The sequence below is a fragment of the Streptomyces sp. 6N223 genome (assembly GCF_052246635.1).
Taxonomy (GTDB): Bacteria; Actinomycetota; Actinomycetes; order Streptomycetales; family Streptomycetaceae; genus Streptomyces.
Genome location: NZ_JBQQCA010000005.1, coordinates 100,047 through 120,224 on the forward strand (window position 1 = coordinate 100,047; position 20,178 = coordinate 120,224).

General features: G+C 73.1%; 19 protein-coding genes. 12 read left to right on the top strand and 7 right to left on the bottom strand.

Annotated features, from left to right (window positions below):
- Window positions 1–85: 85 nt before the first annotated feature.
- Window positions 86–634 carry a hypothetical protein gene (locus ACTWQH_RS05805; RefSeq protein ID WP_443285242.1) on the bottom strand — a complete coding sequence of 183 codons (549 nt, stop codon included), beginning with the start codon at window positions 632–634 and terminating at the stop codon, window positions 86–88.
- Between the two features lie 153 nt (window positions 635–787).
- Here ACTWQH_RS05805 and ACTWQH_RS05810 point away from each other — a divergent pair, with 153 nt between their 5' ends.
- Together ACTWQH_RS05810 and ACTWQH_RS05815 are read left to right on the top strand one after the other, a co-directional pair.
- Complete coding sequence (locus ACTWQH_RS05810) at window positions 788–1,804, top strand: polyprenyl synthetase family protein (RefSeq protein ID WP_443285243.1); 1,017 nt, start codon at window positions 788–790, stop codon at window positions 1,802–1,804.
- A gap of 251 nt (window positions 1,805–2,055) precedes the next feature.
- Window positions 2,056–2,928, top strand: a complete 873-nt coding sequence (locus ACTWQH_RS05815) for a LolA family protein (RefSeq protein WP_443285244.1) — start codon at window positions 2,056–2,058, stop codon at window positions 2,926–2,928.
- Between the two features lie 52 nt (window positions 2,929–2,980).
- On the opposite strand, the gene cyaB is transcribed toward ACTWQH_RS05815, so the two are convergent.
- The 6 genes from cyaB to ACTWQH_RS05845 form a co-directional block, all read right to left on the bottom strand.
- Window positions 2,981–3,547, bottom strand: coding sequence for a class IV adenylate cyclase (gene cyaB, locus ACTWQH_RS05820; RefSeq protein WP_443285245.1), 567 nt, complete (start codon window positions 3,545–3,547; stop codon window positions 2,981–2,983).
- 144 nt (window positions 3,548–3,691) lie between these two features.
- A complete protein-coding gene (locus ACTWQH_RS05825) occupies window positions 3,692–4,783 on the bottom strand; it encodes a 2-oxoacid:ferredoxin oxidoreductase subunit beta (protein WP_443285246.1) in 1,092 nt (363 codons plus the stop codon).
- Window positions 4,773–6,665, bottom strand: a complete 1,893-nt coding sequence (locus ACTWQH_RS05830; protein WP_443285247.1) for a 2-oxoacid:acceptor oxidoreductase subunit alpha — start codon at window positions 6,663–6,665, stop codon at window positions 4,773–4,775. The genes ACTWQH_RS05825 and ACTWQH_RS05830 overlap by 11 nt, the downstream gene beginning before the upstream one ends.
- 239 nt (window positions 6,666–6,904) lie before the next feature.
- A complete protein-coding gene (locus ACTWQH_RS05835) occupies window positions 6,905–7,564 on the bottom strand; it encodes a response regulator transcription factor (RefSeq protein ID WP_443285248.1) in 660 nt (219 codons plus the stop codon).
- A 140-nt stretch (window positions 7,565–7,704) separates the two neighbouring features.
- On the bottom strand, window positions 7,705–9,048 hold the full coding sequence (locus ACTWQH_RS05840; RefSeq protein WP_443285329.1) for a sensor histidine kinase: 1,344 nt from the start codon (window positions 9,046–9,048) through the stop codon (window positions 7,705–7,707).
- A gap of 8 nt (window positions 9,049–9,056) precedes the next feature.
- Window positions 9,057–10,247: a sensor histidine kinase gene (locus ACTWQH_RS05845; protein WP_443285249.1), complete on the bottom strand. Its 1,191-nt coding sequence runs from the start codon at window positions 10,245–10,247 to the stop codon at window positions 9,057–9,059.
- Between the two features lie 174 nt (window positions 10,248–10,421).
- On the opposite strand from ACTWQH_RS05845, the gene ACTWQH_RS05850 reads away from it, so the two are divergent.
- From ACTWQH_RS05850 to ACTWQH_RS05895, 10 genes are all read left to right on the top strand, one after another.
- On the top strand, window positions 10,422–10,793 hold the full coding sequence (locus tag ACTWQH_RS05850; protein ID WP_443285250.1) for an NADH-quinone oxidoreductase subunit A: 372 nt from the start codon (window positions 10,422–10,424) through the stop codon (window positions 10,791–10,793).
- Entirely contained in the window at window positions 10,784–11,365 is a 582-nt protein-coding gene (locus ACTWQH_RS05855) for an NADH-quinone oxidoreductase subunit B (RefSeq protein WP_443285251.1), read from the top strand. The genes ACTWQH_RS05850 and ACTWQH_RS05855 overlap by 10 nt, the downstream gene beginning before the upstream one ends.
- A gap of 22 nt (window positions 11,366–11,387) precedes the next feature.
- A complete protein-coding gene (locus tag ACTWQH_RS05860; RefSeq protein ID WP_443285252.1) occupies window positions 11,388–12,197 on the top strand; it encodes an NADH-quinone oxidoreductase subunit C in 810 nt (269 codons plus the stop codon).
- Complete coding sequence (locus ACTWQH_RS05865) at window positions 12,197–13,156, top strand: complex I subunit 1/NuoH family protein (protein ID WP_443285253.1); 960 nt, start codon at window positions 12,197–12,199, stop codon at window positions 13,154–13,156. Before ACTWQH_RS05860 ends, ACTWQH_RS05865 begins: the two co-directional genes overlap by 1 nt.
- Window positions 13,153–13,704, top strand: a complete 552-nt coding sequence (locus ACTWQH_RS05870) for a NuoI/complex I 23 kDa subunit family protein (protein ID WP_443285254.1) — start codon at window positions 13,153–13,155, stop codon at window positions 13,702–13,704. The genes ACTWQH_RS05865 and ACTWQH_RS05870 overlap by 4 nt, the downstream gene beginning before the upstream one ends.
- Window positions 13,705–13,825: 121 nt before the next feature.
- On the top strand, window positions 13,826–14,398 hold the full coding sequence (locus ACTWQH_RS05875) for an NADH-quinone oxidoreductase subunit J family protein (RefSeq protein WP_443285255.1): 573 nt from the start codon (window positions 13,826–13,828) through the stop codon (window positions 14,396–14,398).
- A complete protein-coding gene (gene nuoK / locus ACTWQH_RS05880; RefSeq protein ID WP_443285256.1) occupies window positions 14,398–14,823 on the top strand; it encodes an NADH-quinone oxidoreductase subunit NuoK in 426 nt (141 codons plus the stop codon). Before ACTWQH_RS05875 ends, nuoK begins: the two co-directional genes overlap by 1 nt.
- Window positions 14,820–16,724 carry an NADH-quinone oxidoreductase subunit 5 family protein gene (locus ACTWQH_RS05885; protein WP_443285257.1) on the top strand — a complete coding sequence of 635 codons (1,905 nt, stop codon included), beginning with the start codon at window positions 14,820–14,822 and terminating at the stop codon, window positions 16,722–16,724. Before nuoK ends, ACTWQH_RS05885 begins: the two co-directional genes overlap by 4 nt.
- A gap of 9 nt (window positions 16,725–16,733) precedes the next feature.
- On the top strand, window positions 16,734–18,581 hold the full coding sequence (locus ACTWQH_RS05890) for a complex I subunit 4 family protein (RefSeq protein WP_443285258.1): 1,848 nt from the start codon (window positions 16,734–16,736) through the stop codon (window positions 18,579–18,581).
- Complete coding sequence (locus tag ACTWQH_RS05895; RefSeq protein ID WP_443285259.1) at window positions 18,578–20,080, top strand: NADH-quinone oxidoreductase subunit N; 1,503 nt, start codon at window positions 18,578–18,580, stop codon at window positions 20,078–20,080. Before ACTWQH_RS05890 ends, ACTWQH_RS05895 begins: the two co-directional genes overlap by 4 nt.
- The last annotated feature ends 98 nt before the right edge of the window (window positions 20,081–20,178 follow it).

Here is a 20,178-nt window from a genome sequence, read left to right on the forward strand (position 1 = left end):
GCGTCCCTCGGCTTTCTGCGGCTTTCCGCACGACGCGTCACTACGCGTCCCACGCGCGGAACCCTGGTAGTCCCTCGGCCCGCCGCTAGTTGGTGATGCCCTCCAGGTCCTCCAGGTCCTCCAGGCCCGGCATGTCGAGCATGTCGGTGGGCAGGTCCGTCGGCAGCTGGTCCATGGCCGCGTCGTCCAGCCGCTGGTAGGTCTCCGGCGAGCCCGCCTCCCAGGAGACGTTGAGCGTGTCGCCCTCCTGCGAGATCGTGGCCGCGGTGAACTCGGTGTTGCCGGACTGGCAGACCAGCGCCAGCGTGCCGCCCACCGCCGGGCCCGTGCACACCTCCTCGCCGCTGTCGTTCATGAAGGTCGCCGTCTCGCCGGTGAAGAACAGGATGTTGTACGGCGACTCCAGGCCGGTGGTCCAGGTGCCCTCCAACTCGCCCTCGGCACCGGCGTCCTCGCCGTCCGAGCCTCCGGACCCGGCGTCCTCGCCGCCCCCCGAGCTGGCCCCCTCGGACTGCTGTGCCTCGCCGCCGCCCTCCGACCCGTCCTCGCTGTCGCCCCCGCACGCGCCGAGCAGCAGCACCGCCGACGCCGCGGCAGCCGTCGTGGCGAGCCTGACTGAGCTTGACCTACGCATGGATTTCCCCTCGTGCTGACGAACGCGGTCCGAGCGCACGGTACCCCGCCTCGGGTCCTGGATGGGGATGTGGGGGGTGGTGATCGACTTCCGACCAGTTACCCTGCGGGGGACAAGCCACCCAAAGACAGGCCGGAGACAGGAGTAGCGCTCGTGACGGTCGTGGGTCCCTTCGGGGTGAGTGTGCGGGACGGCGCTCTCGAGGCCGACATCCGCGCGGGTCTTGCGGCCGTCGAGGAAGGGCTGGTCGAGGCCACCAAGAGCGAGGTTCCCTTCATCACGGAGGCGGCCCAGCACCTGGTGCGGGCGGGCGGCAAGCGCTTCCGGCCGCTGCTCACGCTGCTGGCCGCCCGCTTCGGCGACCCCTACGCGCCCGGCGTGGTGCCGGCCGCCGTCACCGTGGAGCTCACCCACCTCGCCACCCTGTACCACGACGACATCATGGACGCGGCCGAGATGCGGCGCGGCGTCCCCAGCGCGAACGCCCGCTGGGACAACTCGGTGGCCGTGCTGACCGGCGACTTCCTCTTCGCCCGCGCCTCCAGCATCGTCTCGGAGCTGGGCACGGAGGCGGTCCGCATCCAGGCGGAGGCGTTCGAACGCCTGGTGACCGGCCAGATCCAGGAGACGGCCGGGCCGCGCGAGGGGCAGGACCCGGTGGCGCACTACCTGGACGTGGTCGCGGGCAAGACGGGCTCGCTGATCGCCGTCGCCGGGCGGCTCGGCGCGCTGATGTCGGGGGCCGACGAGTCGGTCGTCAACGTGCTGTCGCAGTACGGCGAGCGCATCGGCGTCGCCTTCCAACTCGCCGACGACGTCCTCGACATCGCCAGCGACGGCTCGGAGTCCGGCAAGACGCCCGGCACCGACCTGCGGGAGGGCGTGCCGACGCTGCCGGTGCTGCGGCTGCGGGAGATGGCGGCGCGCGGCGGGCCGGGGGCGGCGGCCGACCGGGAGTTGGCGGAGCTGCTCGACGGCGACCTGAGCGACGACGCCCGGCACGCGGAGGCGCTGGCCCGGCTGCGGGAACACCCGGCGTTGCGGCAGGCGCGGAGTGACGCGCTGTCGTACGCCTACGCCGCGCGCGAGACGCTCTCGCCGCTGCCGGACACCCCGGCGCGGCAGGCGCTGGCGGAGCTGTGCGACGCGGTGGCGGACCGCACGGCGTAGGCGGTGGCGTAAGCGCGGCGTGGGCGCGGTGTAAGCGCGGCGTAAGGAGAACCCCTACGGGTCGCGTCCGCTGGGCGGGCCGTCCGCTAGTACCTGGGTATGACCTGGAAGACGACCGTCGTCGGATGCCTTGCGGGGCCGGGCCTGTTGCAATGGAACGTGACAGCCGGTGAGAGCGCGCGAGTGCGACGGGATGGGGATCTGAGATGGCAGCGTCAGGGACTTGGCCGAAGGGCGTCAGGCGGGCAGCGGTGCCGACCGCGGTGGTGGCGGGGATCGCCCTCGTGGGCGCCGGCATCTGGCCCGCGATAGCCAGCGACGGCAGCCCGGACCTTCCGGAGGTCACGGCGGAGGAGCTGCTCACCGAGGTCGCCGCCTCCGACACGGCGCAGCTCTCGGGCACGGTGCGGGTGGACATGGGCTCGGGCCTCGGGATACCCGAGCTGCCGAACCTGGACGGCATGATCAGCGGATTCCTCGGCGACGCGGGCGGCCCGGTGGAGGCGCTGGCCGGGCTGGCGAGCGGCGACAGCACCCTGCGGGTGGCCATGGATGGCCCGGAGCGGCAGCGGGTGGCGTTGGTGAACGGCTCGGAAGAGTTCGCCGTGATCCACAGCGGGGACGAGCTGTGGGCGTACGACAGCGGCAGCAACACGGTCTACAGGGCCGAGGCCCCGGACGGGATGGACCGGGAGGCCCAGGGCGGGCTGGAGGACGCGCTGGGCGGCCTCACGCCGCAGCAGGCGGCCGAGAGGTTCCTGGAGGCGGCCGGGGAGCACGCCGACATATCGGTGGGCGGCACCGCGCGGGTCGCGGGCCGCGACGCCTACGAGCTGCGAGTGGAGCCCACGGGCACGGGCGAGGCGGCGGACGGGCTGGGCGGCCAGGTGACCGAGGTGCGCGTCGCGGTGGACGCGGAGACGGGCGTGCCGCTGGCGGTGACCGCCCAGGGCGAGGAGGGGCGGCTGGTGGACGTGTCGTTCTCCCAGATCACCTACGAGCAGCCGTCCGGCGGCACCTTCGACTTCACGCCGCCGCAGGACGCCGAGGTCCACGACCTCGACCTCGGCGCCCCGCTCGGCGGCCTCCTCTCCGAGGTGCTGCCGGACGAGTCGGCGAGCTGACCCCCCGCTGTCCCGGGCGGGCGCGCCGTCGCGCTGACCGGCGTAAGGGCGGTCAGGCGGCGGCGCGGCGCTGGGCGGAGACGGCCTCGGTGTAGCGCTGCGTGGTGAGGTCCGGATCCTTGATGCCGAGGTCGTGCAGCACGGCCCGCACGTCGTCCAGGGCGGCGTGCAGGTCCTCGTTGTCGGGGATCAGGGTCTCCAGCTCCAGGAAGGTGGCGTCCAGCTCGGGCAGGAACGCCAGGGTCGCCAGCATCTTCCGGCCGCGGGCGTCGAACTCGTAGTTCCGGCAGCGCTTCTCGAAGTCGATCATGGGCTGGTAGCCCAGGCCGGTGAGCATGGCGTGGACGGCGTCCGGGTCGGTGACCCGGGTCTCGTGCTCGGGCTTCGAGCCGGAGCCGGCGTCGAGGGTGGCGCCCTTGTAGGTCAGCACGAAGCGGGTGTCGTGCGGGCTGCTCACCGTGCGCGTGCGCAGCTCGGCGTCCCGAGCGGTGAGACTGCCGTCCGCGTCGTCGTAATAGGTGTCGTGGTAGGTCTCCACATGCCCCGGTCCGTACTGTTCGAGGTTTCGTATGACGTCCTGGGGCGCGTGAACATGGGCCTTCAGTTCCGCTTCGATCACCGCTTGAGCCTCTCCGAGTCGGCGTCGTTTCTCGTCGCATCGTACGTGGTCGGTCACAGACCGCGCATGGAATCCGGCCAGGTGGGGCCATCATCGTAGCGATGATCGATCGCCGGCTCGGGCGGCCGGGAGCGGAAGCGGACCCTAGCCCGCCACGGTCCACGTGTCGCGGCCCGCCAGCAGCGCCCCGAGGTCGCCCTTGCCCTGGCGTTCGACGGCGGCCTCGAGCTGCTCGGCCATCCGCTCCTCGTACACCGGGCGGGACACGTCGCGCAGCACCCCGATCGGCGTGTGGTGCAGCGTCTGCGGGTCGGCCAGACGGGAGAGCGCGAAGGCCGTGGTCGGGTCGTCGGCGTGCGCGTCGTGGATCACGACGCGGTCCAGGACGCCCGGGCCCTCCTCGGTCACGTCGGCGACCCGCAGGGTGCCGCTGGCCGGGTCGCGGACCACGGCCTTGTGGCCGAGGCCGTCCACGTCCTCCGCGGGCGCGCCGAAGCGGACCGGCTCGCCGTGCTCCAGGCGGATCACCGCCTCCTGTGCCTGCTTCTTGTCCTTCAGCGCCTCGAAGGCGCCGTCGTTGAAGATGTTGCAGTTCTGGTAGATCTCCACCAGAGCCGAGCCGTGGTGCGCGGCGGCCGCCCGCAGCACGCTCGTGAGGTGCTTGCGGTCGGAGTCCACCGTCCTGGCGACGAAGGACGCCTCGGCGCCGACCGCCAGCGAGACGGGGTTGAACGGCGTGTCCAGCGAGCCCATCGGCGTCGACTTGGTGATCTTGCCGGTCTCGGAGGTGGGGGAGTACTGGCCCTTGGTCAGCCCGTAGATCCGGTTGTTGAACAGGAGGATCTTGAGGTTGACGTTGCGGCGCAGCGCGTGGATGAGGTGGTTGCCGCCGATCGACAGGGCGTCGCCGTCGCCGGTGACGACCCACACCGACAGGTCGCGGCGGGTGGCGGACAGGCCCGTGGCGATGGTGGGGGCGCGGCCGTGGATGGAGTGCATCCCGTAGGTGTTCATGTAGTACGGGAAGCGGGAGGAGCAGCCGATCCCGGAGATGAAGACGATGTTCTCCCTGGCCAGGCCCAGCTCCGGCATGAAGCCCTGCACGGCCGCGAGCACGGCGTAGTCGCCGCAGCCGGGGCACCAGCGGACCTCCTGGTCCGTCTTGAAGTCCTTCGCGCTCTGCGGGGCGTCGGCGGTGGGCACCAGAGCGAGCGAGGTACGCGTCTCAGTGGACACGGTTGAGGGCCTCCTTGAAGGCGGTTTCCAGCTGCTCGGCCTTGAAGGGCAGGCCGGTCACCTGCGTCACGGATTCGATGTCGACCAGGTATTTCGCGCGCAGCAGCAGGGCCAGCTGGCCCAGGTTCATCTCCGGCAGCACCACGCGCTCGTAGGAGCGCAGCACCTCGCCGAGATTGGCGGGAAACGGGTTCAGGTTGCGCAGGTGGGCCTGGGCGATCCGGCCGCCGGACCGGCGGATGCGGCGTACGCCGGCGGTGATCGGGCCGTAGGTCGAGCCCCAGCCGATCACCAGCACCTTGGCGTCCCCATCGGGATCGTCCACGACCACGTCCGGCACCTCGACGCCGTCCACCTTCGCCTGGCGGACGCGGACCATGTGGTCGTGGTTGGCCGGGTCGTAGGAGATGTTGCCCGAGCCGTCCTGCTTCTCGATGCCGCCGATGCGGTGCTCCAGGCCCGGCGTGCCGGGCACCGCCCAGGGCCGGGCCAGGGTGTGCTCGTCGCGCTTGTAGGGCCAGAAGACCTCGGTGCCGTCCGCCAGCTCGTGGTTGGGCCCGGAGGCGAATTGCACCCGCAGGTCGGGCAGCTCGTCGACCTCCGGGACGCGCCAGGGCTCGGAGCCGTTGGCCAGGTACCCGTCGGACAGCAGCAGCACGGGCGTGCGGTAGGTCAGCGCGATCCGCGCCGCGTCCAGGGCGGCGCCGAAGCAGTCGGCCGGGGTCGCCGGGGCGACGACGGGCACCGGGGCCTCGCCGTTGCGCCCGAACATGGCCTGGAGCAGGTCGGCCTGCTCGGTCTTGGTGGGCAGGCCCGTGGAGGGCCCGCCGCGCTGGATGTCGACGATCAGCAGCGGCAGCTCCAGCGAGACGGCCAGCCCGATCGTCTCCGACTTCAGCGCCACGCCCGGCCCGGAGGTGGTGGTCACGCCCAGCGACCCGCCGAAGGCGGCGCCCAGCGCCGCGCCGATCCCGGCGATCTCGTCCTCGGCCTGGAAGGTGCGCACGCCGAAGTTCTTGTGCTTGCTCAGCTCGTGCAGCACGTCCGAGGCGGGCGTGATCGGGTAGGAGCCGAGGAAGAGCGGCAGCTCGGAGCGCTGCGAGGCGGCGATCAGGCCGTACGCGAGGGCGAGGTTGCCGGAGATGTTGCGGTAGGTGCCGGCGGGGAAGGCGGAGGCGGCGGGCGCCACCTCGTAGGAGACGGCGAAGTCCTCGGTGGTCTCGCCGAAGTTCCACCCCGCGCGGAAGGCCGTGATGTTCGCCTCGGCCAGCTCGGGCCGCTTGGCGAACTTGCCGCGCAGGAACGCCTCGGTGCCTTCGGTCGGCCGGTGGTACATCCACGACAGCAGGCCCAGGGCGAACATGTTCTTGCTGCGCCCGGCCTCCTTGCGGGTCAGGCCGAACTCCTTGAGCGCTTCCACGGTGAGCGAGGTCAGCGGCACCTCGTGCACCCGGTACCCGTCGAGCGAGCCGTCCTTCAGCGGGTCGGAGGCGTATCCGACCTTCGCCATGGCGCGGGAGGTGAACTCGTCGGTGTTGACGATGATCTCCGCGCCGCGCGGCAGGTCCGGAACGTTCGCCTTCAACGCCGCGGGGTTCATCGCGACCAGCACGTTCGGGGCGTCGCCCGGCGTGAGGATGTCGTGGTCGGCGAAGTGCACCTGGAACGACGAGACGCCCGGCAGCGTGCCGGCGGGTGCGCGGATTTCTGCCGGAAAGTTCGGCAGCGTCGCCAGATCATTTCCGAGGGACGCCGTCTCCGAGGTGAAACGGTCCCCCGTGAGCTGCATCCCGTCCCCGGAATCGCCGGCGAACCGGATGATCACCCTGTCGAGGCGTCGTACGTCCTTGTTGTCCCGGCTCGCGTTGACCTCGGTGGTCACTGCTGTAGCCCTCCTTCGAGGCGGCTCATGTAAGCCATCGTACGCGGGTAAGGGTCGCCTTCCTGAAGGTGATCACATCATGGACGGGCTCACACCCTCATCGCCTTCCCCCAGGGATTACAGGACGGTCCTAAAGTCCCATTGACCGCCCACTGACGACCCACGGACACTCCGGCCGAAGTCCTAAGCCCTCCCGCCGCTCACGGCGCCCCTCGGCGGTTCCAGGCTGGCACTCGCCTCTAGGAATTGAGATATGTCAGAACCGCCAGAACTCGGCGGTGATCTGTGTCACTCTGCGCCAAGCCGAGCTTCATGAAGATGTTGCTCACGTGCTTTTCCACGGCGCCGTGGCTGACGACGAGCTGCTGGGCGACCGCCGAGTTGGTGCGTCCCTCCGCCATCAGCGCCAGGACCTCCCGCTCCCGGGGCGTGAGGCCGGCCAGCACGTCCTGCTTCCGGCTGCGGCCCAGCAGCTGCGCGATCACCTCCGGGTCCAGCGCGGTGCCGCCCGCCGCGACCCGGGCCACCGCCTCGACGAACTCGCTCACGTCGGCGACCCGGTCCTTCAGCAGGTACCCCACGCCCCGGCTCGACCCGGCGATCAGCTCGGTGGCGTACTGCTCCTCCACGTACTGGGAGAGCACGAGCACGCCCAGGCTCGGGTAGCGCTGCCGCAGCTGGACCGCCGCGCGCACGCCCTCGTCGGTGTGGGTCGGCGGCATCCGCACGTCCGCCACGACCACGTCGGGCGGCGTACCGGCCTCCGTCAGCTCGCCCACCGCCACGATCAGGCCGTCGGCGTCGCCGACCCCCGCGACCACCTCGTGCCCCCGATCGTTCAGCAGCCGGGTCAGCCCCTCCCGCAGCAGCACCGAATCCTCGGCGATGACCACCCGCACGTGTCCGACTCCGTTCCGCCGATGTTGGCTCTTCCCCCGCCCACCCGCCCCCGGGGGCTCCGCTCCCGGGCCCCCGTCGCCGCCCACATCCCGGCACCCCGCCCGGGGCCGAGCGCCGTCGGTGGGCGGGGGACAGCATCTCACCCGGGCGCGCCCACCCGGTCCCGCCAGGGGAGCACCGCCGTGATGGTGGTGGGGCCGCCTGTGGGGGAGTGGACGGCCAGGAGGCCGTCGACGGCGGCGAGGCGTTCGGCCAGGCCGGCCAGCCCGCTGCCGGCCGCCGGGTCGGCGCCGCCGCGGCCGTCGTCGGTGACCTGGAGCATCAGGCGGTCGTCGGCCCGCCAGATGTCGACGCCCGCCTGACGGGCGGCGGAGTGCTTGGAGACGTTCTGCAGCAGTTCCGAGGCCGTGAAGTACGCGATCCCCTCGATCGCCTCGGCCGGCCGCCACGGCAGGTCCACCTCGACCGTCACCGGCACCCGCGACCGCGCCGCCACCGCCGAGAGCGCCGGGCCCAGGCCCCGGTCGGTCAGCACGGCCGGGTGGATGCCGCGCGCGAGGTCGCGCAGCTCCTGGAGCGCCAGCTTGACCTCGCCGTGCGCCTCCTCCACCATCCGCGCCGCCGTCTCCGGGTCCTCGGTCAGCTTCTCCTTCGCCAGGCCCAGCTCCATCGCCAGCGCCACCAGCCGCGCCTGCGCCCCGTCGTGCAGGTTCCGCTCGATACGCCGCAGGTCGGCCGCGGAGGTGTCCACCACCTGCGAGCGGTCCGACTCCAGCTGCCACATCCGCGTCGCCGCCTGCGAGGGCCCCAGCAGCAGCGACACCAGCGCCCGGTCGCCGTGGGCCATGACGCGGATCACGACCGCCGCCAGCATCAGCAGCAGGAAGCCCAGCACCACCGCCATCACGTACTCCGGCGGCCCGTCCCAGATCCAGCCCTCCTCGGGCCCCTCGCCCGTGTTGACGCCGACGCCGGGCTCGTCGGTGAAGGCGGGGATGGTCCACGCCCACAGCGGGAACAGGAACATCGACCAGCCCGCCGCCCACAGCGAGATCACCACGCAGAAGGTGAAGACCGCCCACGGGAAGTGCAGCAGGGCGTACGCGGCCGCCCGCCACGAGACGTTGCTGCGCAGCATCGCGCTCATCCACGCCAGCGGCCCCCAGCGGTCCTGCCGCAGCCGCAGCGGCTCGGGCCTGGCCACCTCCTGGCCGAGCAGCGCGCGGGCCCGCTGCCGCTCCAGCCAGCCGTAGCCGCGCAGCGCCAGCAGGACCAGCGCCATCAGCGGCAGCCCGACGAAGGTGATCAGCAGACCGGCGCTGACGGCCAGCCCGGCGACGGCGAAGACGAACGCCGCCAGCGCGACGGGGAAGTTCAGCAGCAGGTGCAGCCCCTCGCGCAGCGTGCGCGCCCGGAAGGGCAGCAGCAGCGTGTTGCGGAGGCCGGCGTTCCCGGCGTTCCTGGGCTCTGCCGAGGTGCTCATGGGCGTGCTCATGGGCGTGATCCTTCGCGCGTGCCGGTGCGCTCCCGCCACGGGAGCTCGGCGGTGATGGTGGTGGGGCCGCCTGTGGGGGAGTGGACGGCCAGGAGGCCGTCGACGGCGGCGAGGCGTTCGGCCAGGCCGGCCAGTCCGCTGCCGGCGGCCGGGTCGGCGCCGCCGCGGCCGTCGTCGGTGACCTGGAGCATGAGGCGGTTGTCCGCGCGCCAGATGTCGACGGTGGCCTGGCGGGCGGCGGAGTGCTTGGAGACGTTCTGCAGCAGCTCGGAGGCGGTGAAGTACGCGATCCCCTCGATGGCGGGCGCGGGCCGCTCCCCCAGGTCGTCCGTCACCCGCACCGGGACCGTGGAGCGCGAGGCGACCGCCGAGAGCGCCGGGCCCAGGCCCCGGTCGGTCAGCACGGCCGGGTGGATGCCGCGCGCGAGGTCGCGCAGCTCCTGGAGCGCCAGCTTGACCTCGCCGTGCGCCTCCTCCACCATCCGCGCCGCCGTCTCCGGGTCCTCGGTCAGCTTCTCCTTCGCCAGGCCCAGCTCCATCGCCAGCGCCACCAGCCGCGCCTGCGCCCCGTCGTGCAGGTCCCGCTCGATACGCCGCAGATCCGCGCTGGCGGTGTCGGTGACCGTCAGCCGCCCCGACTCCAGCTCGGCGATGCGCCGCTCCAGCTCGTCGGAGGGCGAGAGCAGCACCCGCACCAGCGCCCGGTCCACGCTGCTCATCCACCGCGCCAGCCACGGCAGCAGCGGCCACAGCACGAACAGCGAAACGAAGACGACGACGAAGGCGAACAGCGCCCACGGCAGCCGGACGACGAACAGCAGCGCGGTGCGCCAGCCGACCGGGTCCTTCAGCGTGGACCACATCCAGGGGAAGAAGCCCCGCTGGCGGCGGCTGCGGTGCAGCGGGCTCGGCTCGTCTATGTCCAGCCGCAGCAGCGCGCGGGCGCGTTCCCGCTCCCAGCGGCCGATGGCGCGCAGGCCGGCCAGACCCGCCGCCAGCACCGGCAGGCCGATCAGCGTGAGCGACAGCAGCACGCCGGCGAAGAGCCACACCGCGACGTACCACAGCACGGCCACGTCCAGCGGCCAGCTCGTCAGCAGGTACGCGATCTCCCGCCACGTCTGCTGGCCGAGGGCCGCGCGCGGCGGCGGCAGCCGGTCCGTCTCCCTGGGGGCACTGCTTGTCATGGTGTACAGACTGCCGGGCGCCGAGGGGCGGCTGCCATGGGGTGGATCGGTGATCGTGGGTAGGGATATCCCCACCCCAGACGTTTCCCAGATATCACGGAGCACTGGTCACAAGGGGCCCGTCACCCCCTAGACTCCCGTGCTGACAGTTCACTCCGCCGGAGGCCGAAAAACGTGCCCGACTACTTCCACGGCTATGCGGTCGTCGGTCTGGTCGCGGTCGTCGGCGTGCTCTTCGTCACGGTGGCGTTCACCGCGGGCCGGCTGCTGCGGCCCGAGGTGCCCAGCGAGGAGAAGCTGCTGACGTACGAGTGCGGCGTCGACCCCGTGGGGGAGGGCTGGGCGCACACCCAGATCCGGTACTACCTCTACGCCTTCCTGTACGTGATCTTCGCCGTCGACGCCGTCTTCCTCTTCCCCTGGGCGCCGGTCTTCGCCGCCGACGGCTTCGGCGGGGCCACGCTGGTGGAGATGTTCCTGTTCCTCGGCTTCCTCGGCGCGGGGCTGCTGTACGCCTGGCGGAAGGGCGTACTGGAATGGACCTGAGACCCACGCTGGGGCCCCTTGCGCGGCTGGCGCCCGAGCCGATGAAGGTCATCCTGAACTGGGGCCGCCGCTACAGCCTGTGGGTGTTCAACTTCGGGCTCGCCTGCTGCGCCATCGAGTTCATCGCCGCCTCCATGGCGCGCCACGACTTCATCCGCCTCGGCGTGATCCCCTTCGCGCCCGGCCCCCGGCAGGCCGACCTGATGGTGGTCTCCGGCACGGTCACGGACAAGATGGCCCCGGCGGTGAAGCGGCTGTACGAGCAGATGCCCGAGCCGAAGTACGTGATCTCCTTCGGCGCCTGCTCCAACTGCGGCGGCCCGTACTGGGACTCGTACTCGGTGACCAAGGGCGTGGACCAGATCATCCCCGTCGACGTGTACGTGCCCGGCTGCCCGCCGCGCCCCGAGGCGCTGCTGCAGGGCATCCTCAAGCTCCAGGAGAAGATCGCCGAGGAGTCCACGAGCCACCGCTACGCGGCGGAGCCGGCGGCCGCGGTTCCCTCGGCCGCCGCGCTCAGCAGCGGCCTCGTGGCTCCGCCCGGTTCCGCTTCCGAGGAGGGGCAGCGGTGAGCGCGCCCGCGGAGGACACGCCGTGAGCGAGACGGTGGGGTGGCTGCCGGGCGACGCGGCGGAGATCTTCGGCGAGGGCGCCACCGCCTCGGAGGCGTACGACGTGCTCACCGTCGACGTGCCGCCGGGCGAGGCGTGGCCGGGCGCGCTGCGCGCCGCCCGCGACGAGCTGGGCTGCCGCTTCCTCGACTGGCTCAGCGCGGTCGACGAGCCCGGCGAGGGCCTGCGGGTCTGCGCCCACGTGGTGGCGGTCGGCGCCCCCGGCACCCCGCCCAGGCGGCTGCTGCTGCGCACCACGCTGCCGCGCGAGGGCGCGTCCCTGCCGAGCGCGACCGGCGTGTACGCGGGCGCGGCGTGGCACGAGCGCGAGACGCACGAGATGTTCGGCGTCGACTTCACCGGCCACCCCGGACTGGAGCCGCTGCTCCTGCCCGAGGGCTTCGAGGGCCATCCGCTGCGCAAGGACTTCGTGCTGGCGGCGCGGGTCGTCAAGGCCTGGCCGGGCGCGAAGGAGCCGGGCGAGCCCGCGCACGGCGGCCCCCGGCGCCGCCAGATGCTGCCGCCCGGCGTCCCCGACCCCAACGAGTGGGGCCCGCTCAAGGGCCAGCTCCCCGACGCCCCCGCCCGCCCGTCCCGCGCCCGCGCCGCACGCGCCGCCCGTGCGGAACGCCCGGAACGTCCGGACAGTCCCAACCGTGCCGACGGCCCCGGCAGTCCGGAACGCCCGGCGCGCCCGCGCCGCACGCGCAGCGCGGGCGAGGGCTCGGCGAGCCAGCGCGCCGCCCGCCCGGAGGGCGAAGCCCCCGGCGCCGGTCAGGGGGAGGAGTCCTGATGGACGTGGCCGACGTCGCGCTGCGGCTGCTGGCCGTGCTGCTGGCGTTCCTCCTCCTGCCCCTCCTCGTCGGGCAGACCGAGCACAAGGTGATGGCCCACATGCAGGGCCGCGTCGGCCCCATGCACGCCGGCGGCTTCCACGGCTGGGCCCAGCTCGTCGCCGACGGCGTGAAGTTCGCGCAGAAGGAGGACACCGTCCCCGCCGGCGCGGACCGCCGCGTCTTCCAGCTCGCGCCCGCCGTCGCGCTCATCCCCTACCTCGTCGTCCTCGTCGCCATCCCCCTCGGCCCCGACGAGCTGGTCGGCGAGACCCCCGACGCGGGCATCTTCTTCGTGCTCGCCGTCCTCGGCGTCGGCGTCCTCGGCTCGCTGATGGGCGGCTGGGCCTCCGCCAACAAGTACTCGCTCCTCGGCGGCCTGCGCACCGCCGCCCAGCTCATGGCGTACGAGCTGCCGCTCCTGCTGTCCGCCGCCTCCGTGGCCATGGCCGCCGGCACGCTCTCCCTCACCGGCATCATGGCCGAGTACGAGTGGTGGTGGGTGCCCTGGCAGCTCGTCGGCGGCTTCGTCTTCTTCACCGCCGGCATGGCCGAGCTGCAACGCCCGCCCTTCGACGCCCCGATCGCGCCCGAGGAGATCATCTTCGGCGCCTTCACCGAGTACTCCGGCCTGCGCTTCGCGCTCTTCCTGCTCGCGGAGTACGCCGGGATCGTGGTCGTCTCCGCGCTGACGGCGGTGCTCTTCCTCGGCGGCTGGCACGGCCCGTTCTCCGATCAGCTCGGCTGGGTGTGGATGCTGCTGAAGACGGGCGTGCTGAGCTTCGGCGTGATCTGGGCCAGAGTCGCCTGGCCGCGGCTGCGCGCCGACCAGATCCAGCGCTTCGCCTGGACCGTGCTGGTGCCGCTGGCCCTGGCGCAGATCGCGCTGACCGGAGTGATCAAGGTGGCGATCTCATGAGCTTCGGCACCGGCATGGCCAAGGGCCTGGCCGTGACGCTGCGGACGATGACGCGGCGCGCGGTCACCCAGCAGTACCCCGAGGCGCAGCCCGCGCTGCCGCCGCGCAGCCGGGGCGTCATCGGGCTGTTCGAGGAGAACTGCACGGTCTGCATGCTGTGCGCCCGCGAGTGCCCCGACTGGTGCATCTACATCGACTCCCACAAGGAGACCGTCCCCCCGGCCGCCCCGGGCGGGCGCGAGCGCAGCCGCAACGTCCTGGACCGCTTCGCCATCGACTTCGCGCTGTGCATGTACTGCGGCATCTGCATCGAGGTGTGCCCGTTCGACGCGCTCTTCTGGTCCCCGGAGTTCGAGTACGCCGAGACCGACATCCGCGAGCTGACCCACGAGCGCGACACGCTGCGCGAGTGGATGTGGACCGTCCCCGAGCCGCCGCCCCTGGACAACGCCGCGGAGGAGCCGAAGGAGATCGCGGCCGCCCGCAAGGCGGCGGAACGCCGGGCCGCCGCCGCGGGTGGCGAAGCGGGGGAGGGCGCGTCGTCGTGAAGCGCACACCGCAACGCTCGACCGCGCCACGCCGCCGCGCGGGCGCCCAGGGGAGCGGAGCCCTCCTGGCAGGGTCGGCGGGCGCCACGCCCCCGCCCCTCCGCGCCCGCCGGGAGGCATCGTGGTGAGGCTCGCCGCCCAGGCGCCCCCGCTCGCCGCCGAGGGGAACGGCTTCCTCTCGCCCTCCGGCCAGGAGATCGTCTTCGTGCTGGTCGGCCTCGTCATCCTGGCCGCCGCCGTGCTGTGCGTCACCAGCAAACAGCTCGTGCACGCCGCCCTGTGGCTCGTCGTCGCGCTCGGCGGCCTGGCCGTGCAGTACCTGCTCCTCACCGCCGAGTTCGTGGCCTGGGTGCAGGTGCTGATCTACCTCGGCTCGGTGGTCGTGCTGCTGCTCTTCGGTCTGATGCTCACCAAGGCCCCCATCGGGCCCTCGCCCGACGCCGACTCCGGCAACCGCCCGGTCGCCCTCGCCGCCGCGCTCGCCTCCGCCGCCATCCTCGTCACCCTCGTCGTCGACGCCTTCCGCGGCCAGTGGATCGAGCTCGACGCCGAGGCCCCGCACGGCGAGTCCGGGCCGGTCGGCGAGAGCCTCTTCCGCCACTGGGTGCTGCCCTTCGAGGCGCTGTCGGTGCTGCTGCTCGCCGCGCTCGTCGGCGCCATCGTCGTGTCTCGCAAGCGGGACGGTGGTGACTGATGCACCTGGTCTACCCGGCGGTGCTGGCCGTCCTGCTGTTCTGCGCCGGCCTGTACGGCGTGCTGGCGCGGCGCAACGCCATCCTCGTGCTGATGTCGGTGGAGCTGATGCTCGCCGCCGTCAGCCTCAACCTGGTGGCGTTCGACGTCTGGCTGCGCGACGAGCTGCGTTCCGGGCAGGTGTTCACCCTTTTCCTCATCGCCCTGTCCGCCGCCGAGATCGGCATCGGGCTGGCCGTCGTGCTGCTGATGTACCGCACCCGCGGCATCTCCGCCATCGACCGGATGCGCGAGCTGAACGACACCGACCGCCCGCCCCCCGCCGCGATCCCCCACCCCACATCCCCCACGCCTGCCCCCACACGCACCCCCACCCCCACCTCCGCTGCCCCGGAACCTGCCCGCCGGGAGAAACCCACCACGTGAACACCGCCACCGCCGCCGCCCTCGTCCCGCTGCTGCCGTTCGCCGCCGCCGCCCTCATCCTGCTCACCGGCCGCCGCGCCCCCGGCTTCGTCCGCCCCCTCGCCGTCCTGCCCACCCTCGCCGCCACCGGCCTCGCCGCCTTCGTCGCCCTCGAACAGGACGGCGGCGAGCCCATCCGCGCCGCCACCACCCTCGCCGACCCGGGCGACGCGGCGTTCACCATCCACCTCGCCCTGAACCTCGACGGCTTCGCCGTCCTCGTCGCCGTCCTCGTCGGCGTCGTCGCCACCAGCGTGCAGCTCTACTCCACCGGCTACATGCGCGGCGACCCCCGCTACCCCTCCTACGCCGCGCTGATCTCCCTCTTCACGGCCGCCATGCTGCTGGTCGTCTACGCCGACGACCTGATCGTGCTGCTCGTCGGCTGGGAGGTCATGGGCATCTGCTCCTACTTCCTCGTCGGCCACTACTGGGAGACCTCCGCCGCCCGCGCCGCCTCCCTCAAGGCGTTCCTCGTCACCAAGCTCGGCGACGTGCCCTTCCTCATCGGCATCTTCGCGCTCGCCGCCGAGGCCGACACCTTCCGCATCTCGACGATCGTCACCCGCCTGACCTCCTCCCTGGCCGGCTTCGAACTCGACCAGCCCACCCTGATCGCCCTCCTCCTGCTGGCCGGCGTCGCCGGGAAGTCCGCGCAGGTGCCGCTGCACACCTGGCTGCCGGACGCCATGGCGGGCCCGACGCCCGTCTCCGCCCTGATCCACGCCGCCACCATGGTCGCGGCCGGCGTCTACCTCGTCGCCCGCCTGCTGCCCGTCTTCGCCGCCTCCACCGCCACCCTCGTGGTGCTGGCCGTCGTGGCCGCCGCCACCATGCTGCTGTCGGCGCTCGCCGCCCTCGCGCAGGACGACGTCAAGCGGGTGCTGGCGTACTCCACCATCGGCCAGCTCGGCTTCATGACGGGGGCACTTGCCGTGGCCGACCGCGAGGCCGCGATCTTCCACCTCCTCACGCACGGGGCGTTCAAGGCGCTGCTCTTCCTCGCCGCCGGGGTGCTGATCCACACCGCGGGCACCGCCTCGCTGGCCGCCATGTCGCGGATGCGGGACCTGAAGCGGCGCGCCCCGGACGCCTACTGGACGATGACGATCGGGCTCCTCGCGCTGGCGGCGATACCCCCGTTCTCGGGCTTCTTCTCCAAGGAGGCCGTGATAGGCGCGGCCGAGCACGCGGCCCTGGACGCCGAGGGCGGGCTCGCCGCCGCCGGGTGGCTCGTGCTGGTCGCCGGGCTCGCGACGGCGCTGCTGACCGCCGCGTACGCCGCCCGCCTGTGGCTGGTCGCCTTCCACGACCCGGTCGGCGCCCGGCCCGACCGGGTGCCCGTCCACGAGAGCGCCAGCCCCGCCATGACCGGCGTGCTGTGGGTGCTGGCCATCCCCGCGCTGGGACTCGGCCTCACCTACGGCGCGCTCCCCGACTGGCTCGACGGCGGCTCGCTCGACCCCACGCTCACCACCTCCCTGGTGGCCACGGGCGCGGCGCTGGCCGGCGGGATCGCGGCGTACGCCGCCTGGCGCCGGGCGTACGAGGGTGACGGGCTCGTCGACCCGGCGTACGCCCTGCTGGGCCCGCTGCGCCCGCACGCCGACGCCGGGTTCCACCTCGACGCCGCGTACGCCACGGCGTTCGTCCGCCCCACGCAGGCGGCCGCCCGGCTGGTGCGCTTCCTGGACCGGGCCGTGATCGACACCTACGTGCGCGCGACGGCCGCCGCCCCCGGCTGGCTGGGCACGCTGACGCGCCGCGCCCAGACCGGCAACGTCCAGACCTACCTGAGCGTGCTCGTGGCCGGCGCGCTGGTGCTGGCCCTCGCCGCCGTCCTCGTCGCCGCCGGAGAGTGATCCCACGCCATGATCACCCTGAACGAGACCACGATGCAGCTCCTGCTCGTCGCCATCGTCGCCCTCCCGCTCCTGGGCTCCGCCGCGGCGCTGCTGGTGGCACCCCCGGCGGGCCGCGCCGTGCCCGCCGAAGGCCCGGACCGCGACGGCATCGCGCGCGGCGAGCGGGGGGCGTTGCCCGCCGAGGGCCCGGCCGTCCGTGGCCGGGACGGCGTCACCGTCGCCGTCGCCGTCGCGGCCACGGACGCCGACTCGGCGGCAGACGAGACCAACGCCCCCAAGCCGGAGGCGCGCCCGCGCCCGCACCCGCGCCCGGCGGCCGAGCAGCCCGCCGACGCCCCGCGCGACGCGCGCGGCAACGGCACGCCGGGCCCCGACGCGCCGCGACGCCGCCCCGCCGTCCTCCTCCTCGCCGTCATCGTCACCGGCGCCGTCCTCCTCGGCGCGCTCCTCCTCGCCGCCGGCTTCGACCACGACCGCCCCGGCGACGTTCAGGCCGAGAGCGACGTGAGCTGGATCCCGGCCCTCGACGTCCGCCTCCACTTCGGCGTGGACGGCATCTCGCTCCCCCTCCTCGTCCTCACCGCGCTCCTCACCTTCCTCTGCGCCCTCTACAGCTACTTCCGCCCCCCGACGGATCCCGAGGGCGGGAACCTCACCGCCTTCGTGGCGTTCCTGCTCCTCCTGGAGTGCGGCACCCTCGCCACCTTCGCCGTGCTCGACCTGCTGCTGTTCTTCCTCGCCTTCGAGATGGTCCTCATCCCGATGTACTTCCTCATCGCCCGCTGGGGCGGCGAGGGACGCGGGCCCGCGGCCTGGAAGTTCGTGCTCTACACCGTGCTCGGCTCGGTCGTGATGCTCCTCGGCCTCCTGCTCCTCGGCGTGAGCGCCGGCACCTTCGACATGGTCGCCCTCGCCGACGCCCGCGGCGACGGCATCGGCCACACCACCCAGCTCCTCGCCGTGCTCGCCATCGGCATCGGACTCGCTGTCAAGACCCCGATGTGGCCGCTGCACAGCTGGCTGCCCGACGCCCACACCAGCGCCCCCACCGTCGGCTCGGTCCTCCTCGCCGGCGTCCTGCTGAAGATGGGCACCTACGGCCTGGTCCGCATCGCGCTGCCCATCGCCCCCGAGGGCATGGAGACCTTCGCGCCCTACCTCGGGGCGTTCGCCGTCACCGGCATCATCTACGGCTCCCTCGCCTGCCTGAACCTCGTACGCCAGGGCGCGGGCGGCGACCTGAAGCGGCTGATCGCGTACTCCTCCGTCGGCCACATGGGCTTCGTGCTGCTCGGCATCGCCACCCTCACCCCCACCGGCGTCAACGGCGCGCTCTTCGCGAACATCGGCCACGGCCTCATCACCGGCCTCCTCTTCTTCCTCGTCGGCGCCCTGAAGGAGCGCACCGGCTCCACCGACCTCGACCGCCTCGCCGGCGACGCCGAGACGGGCGGCGCTGCGCTGTACGGCCGTACGCCGCGCTTCGGCGGACTGCTCGCCTTCGCCGCCGTCGCCTCCCTCGGGCTGCCGGGCCTCGCCGGCTTCTGGGGCGAGCTGCTGGCCATGCTCGGCGCCTTCGACCCGGCCGACGGGCTCAGCCGGCCCGCGTACCTCGTCTTCCTCGCCGTCGCCGCGTTCGGCACCCTCCTCACCGCGGCGTACCTCCTCCTCGTCGTCCGCCGCGTCTGCATGGGCGAGCACACGGGGGAGAGGCTGCCCGACCTCCGCGTCCACGAGTACGCCGCCTTCGCTCCCCTCGTCGCCCTCACCGTCCTCGCCGGACTCTGGCCCGCCGTGCTGCTCGACCTCACCGATCCCGCCGTGCAGACCCTCCTCCCGGGAGCCAGCAGATGAGCACGATCCAGTCCGTCGACTGGGTGGTCATCGCCCCACCCGTGATCGCCGCCGTCGCCGCCGTGGCCGTGATGCTGGCCGACCTCTTCCTCCCGCCCGCGCGCAGGCCCCTCCTCGGCTGGCTGACCCTCGCCGCCCTCGCCCTCGCGGCCCTCTCCCTCCTCCCCCTCCGCGACGGCGACCAGGCCACGTTCTGCCTCGCCGAGAACGCCTGCTCCTACGAGGCCGACCGCTTCGCCGTCGTCGTCCAGCTCCTCGTCCTCGGCGGCGCCTTCCTCGCCGCCCTCCTCTCCATCCCGGACGTCGACGACGGGTCCCTCCCCGCCGGCGAGTTCTGGTTCCTCCTCCTCTCCTCCGCCTCCGGCGCCGCGCTGCTGCCCGCCGCCCGGGACCTGGCCACCCTCGTCATCGCGCTGGAGGTCGCCACGCTCCCGGCGTACGCCCTGGTCGCGCTGCGGCGCGGGAGCCGCACCGGCGGACCGGGTGACTCCTCCGGGCCCGAGGCGGCGGTGAAGTTCTTCCTCACCTCGGTCACCGCCACCGCCATAGCCCTCCTCGGCATCAGCTTCGTCTACGCCGGCGCGGGCAGCCTCTACCTCGACCGCATCGCCGAGGCCCTCCCCGAGGCCGACCCGCAGCTGGCCACCCTCGCCGAGGCGGGCGTCGCGCTCACCCTCATCGGCTTCGCCTTCAAGGTCGCCGCCGTCCCCTTCCACTTCTGGGTCCCCGAGACCTACCTCGGCGCCCCCCTCCCCGTGGCCGGCTACCTCTCCGTCGTCGGCAAGGCCGCCGGCCTGGCCGGACTCATCCTCGTCACCACCCGCGCCTTCCCCTCCTACACGGAGCTGTGGGGGCCCGCCGTCGCCGTCCTCGCCGCCCTCACCATGACCGCCGGCAACGTCGCCGCCCTCCGCACCGCGCCCGACGCCCCGCACGGCGCCGTCCGCCTCCTCGCCTGGTCCTCCATCGCCCAGGCCGGCTACCTCCTCGTCCCGCTCGCGGCCGCCGCGTACGCCGAGGACCCGGGCGAGGCGGGCACCGCCATCGCGTACGCCCTGATGTACGGGGCGGTGAACCTCGGCGCCTTCGCGGTCGCGGCGTACGTCGCCCGCCACCACGCCGCCCACCGGCTGGCCGACTACCGGGGGCTGTACGCCCGCTCACCCCTCACCGCCCTCGCCATGGGCTTCTTCCTGCTCTGCCTGGCGGGCCTGCCCCCGGGCGTGATCGGCCTCTTCGCGAAGGTCGCGGTCTTCTCCTCCGCCGTGGACGCGGACCTCGGCGTCCTCGCCACGGTCATGGCGGCCAACGTCGTCATCGGCCTCTACTACTACCTGCGCTGGACCGCCCTCCTCTTCCAGCCCGCCGCCGCCGACACCTCCCGGGTGACCGTGGCCGCCCCCGTCCGAGGCGCCATCGCCCTCTCCACCGCCCTCGGTCTGGCCCTCTCCCTCGCCCCTCAGCTCATCCTGACCTTCGCCTCGGGCAGCCTCCTCTAGCGGTCGTCAGCGGTCGTCAGCGGTCGTCCAGCGGTCGTCCGGCGGGCCCTGGCGGCGAGGGAACGGAACGCCGGGGAATGGCGTTGTGCACATCGGGA

Coding starts and splice junctions, on each gene's coding strand:
- ACTWQH_RS05805 (WP_443285242.1), bottom strand. CDS start 634: ATGCGTAGGTCAAGCTCAGTCAGGCTCGCCACGACGGCTGCCGCGGCG.
- ACTWQH_RS05840 (WP_443285329.1), bottom strand. CDS start 9,048: ATGAGCACCTCGGCAGAGCCCAGGAACGCCGGGAACGCCGGCCTCCGC.
- ACTWQH_RS05845 (WP_443285249.1), bottom strand. CDS start 10,247: ATGACAAGCAGTGCCCCCAGGGAGACGGACCGGCTGCCGCCGCCGCGC.
- ACTWQH_RS05855 (WP_443285251.1), top strand. CDS start 10,784: ATGGACCTGAGACCCACGCTGGGGCCCCTTGCGCGGCTGGCGCCCGAG.
- ACTWQH_RS05865 (WP_443285253.1), top strand. CDS start 12,197: ATGGACGTGGCCGACGTCGCGCTGCGGCTGCTGGCCGTGCTGCTGGCG.
- ACTWQH_RS05870 (WP_443285254.1), top strand. CDS start 13,153: ATGAGCTTCGGCACCGGCATGGCCAAGGGCCTGGCCGTGACGCTGCGG.
- nuoK (WP_443285256.1), top strand. CDS start 14,398: ATGCACCTGGTCTACCCGGCGGTGCTGGCCGTCCTGCTGTTCTGCGCC.
- ACTWQH_RS05890 (WP_443285258.1), top strand. CDS start 16,734: ATGATCACCCTGAACGAGACCACGATGCAGCTCCTGCTCGTCGCCATC.
- ACTWQH_RS05895 (WP_443285259.1), top strand. CDS start 18,578: ATGAGCACGATCCAGTCCGTCGACTGGGTGGTCATCGCCCCACCCGTG.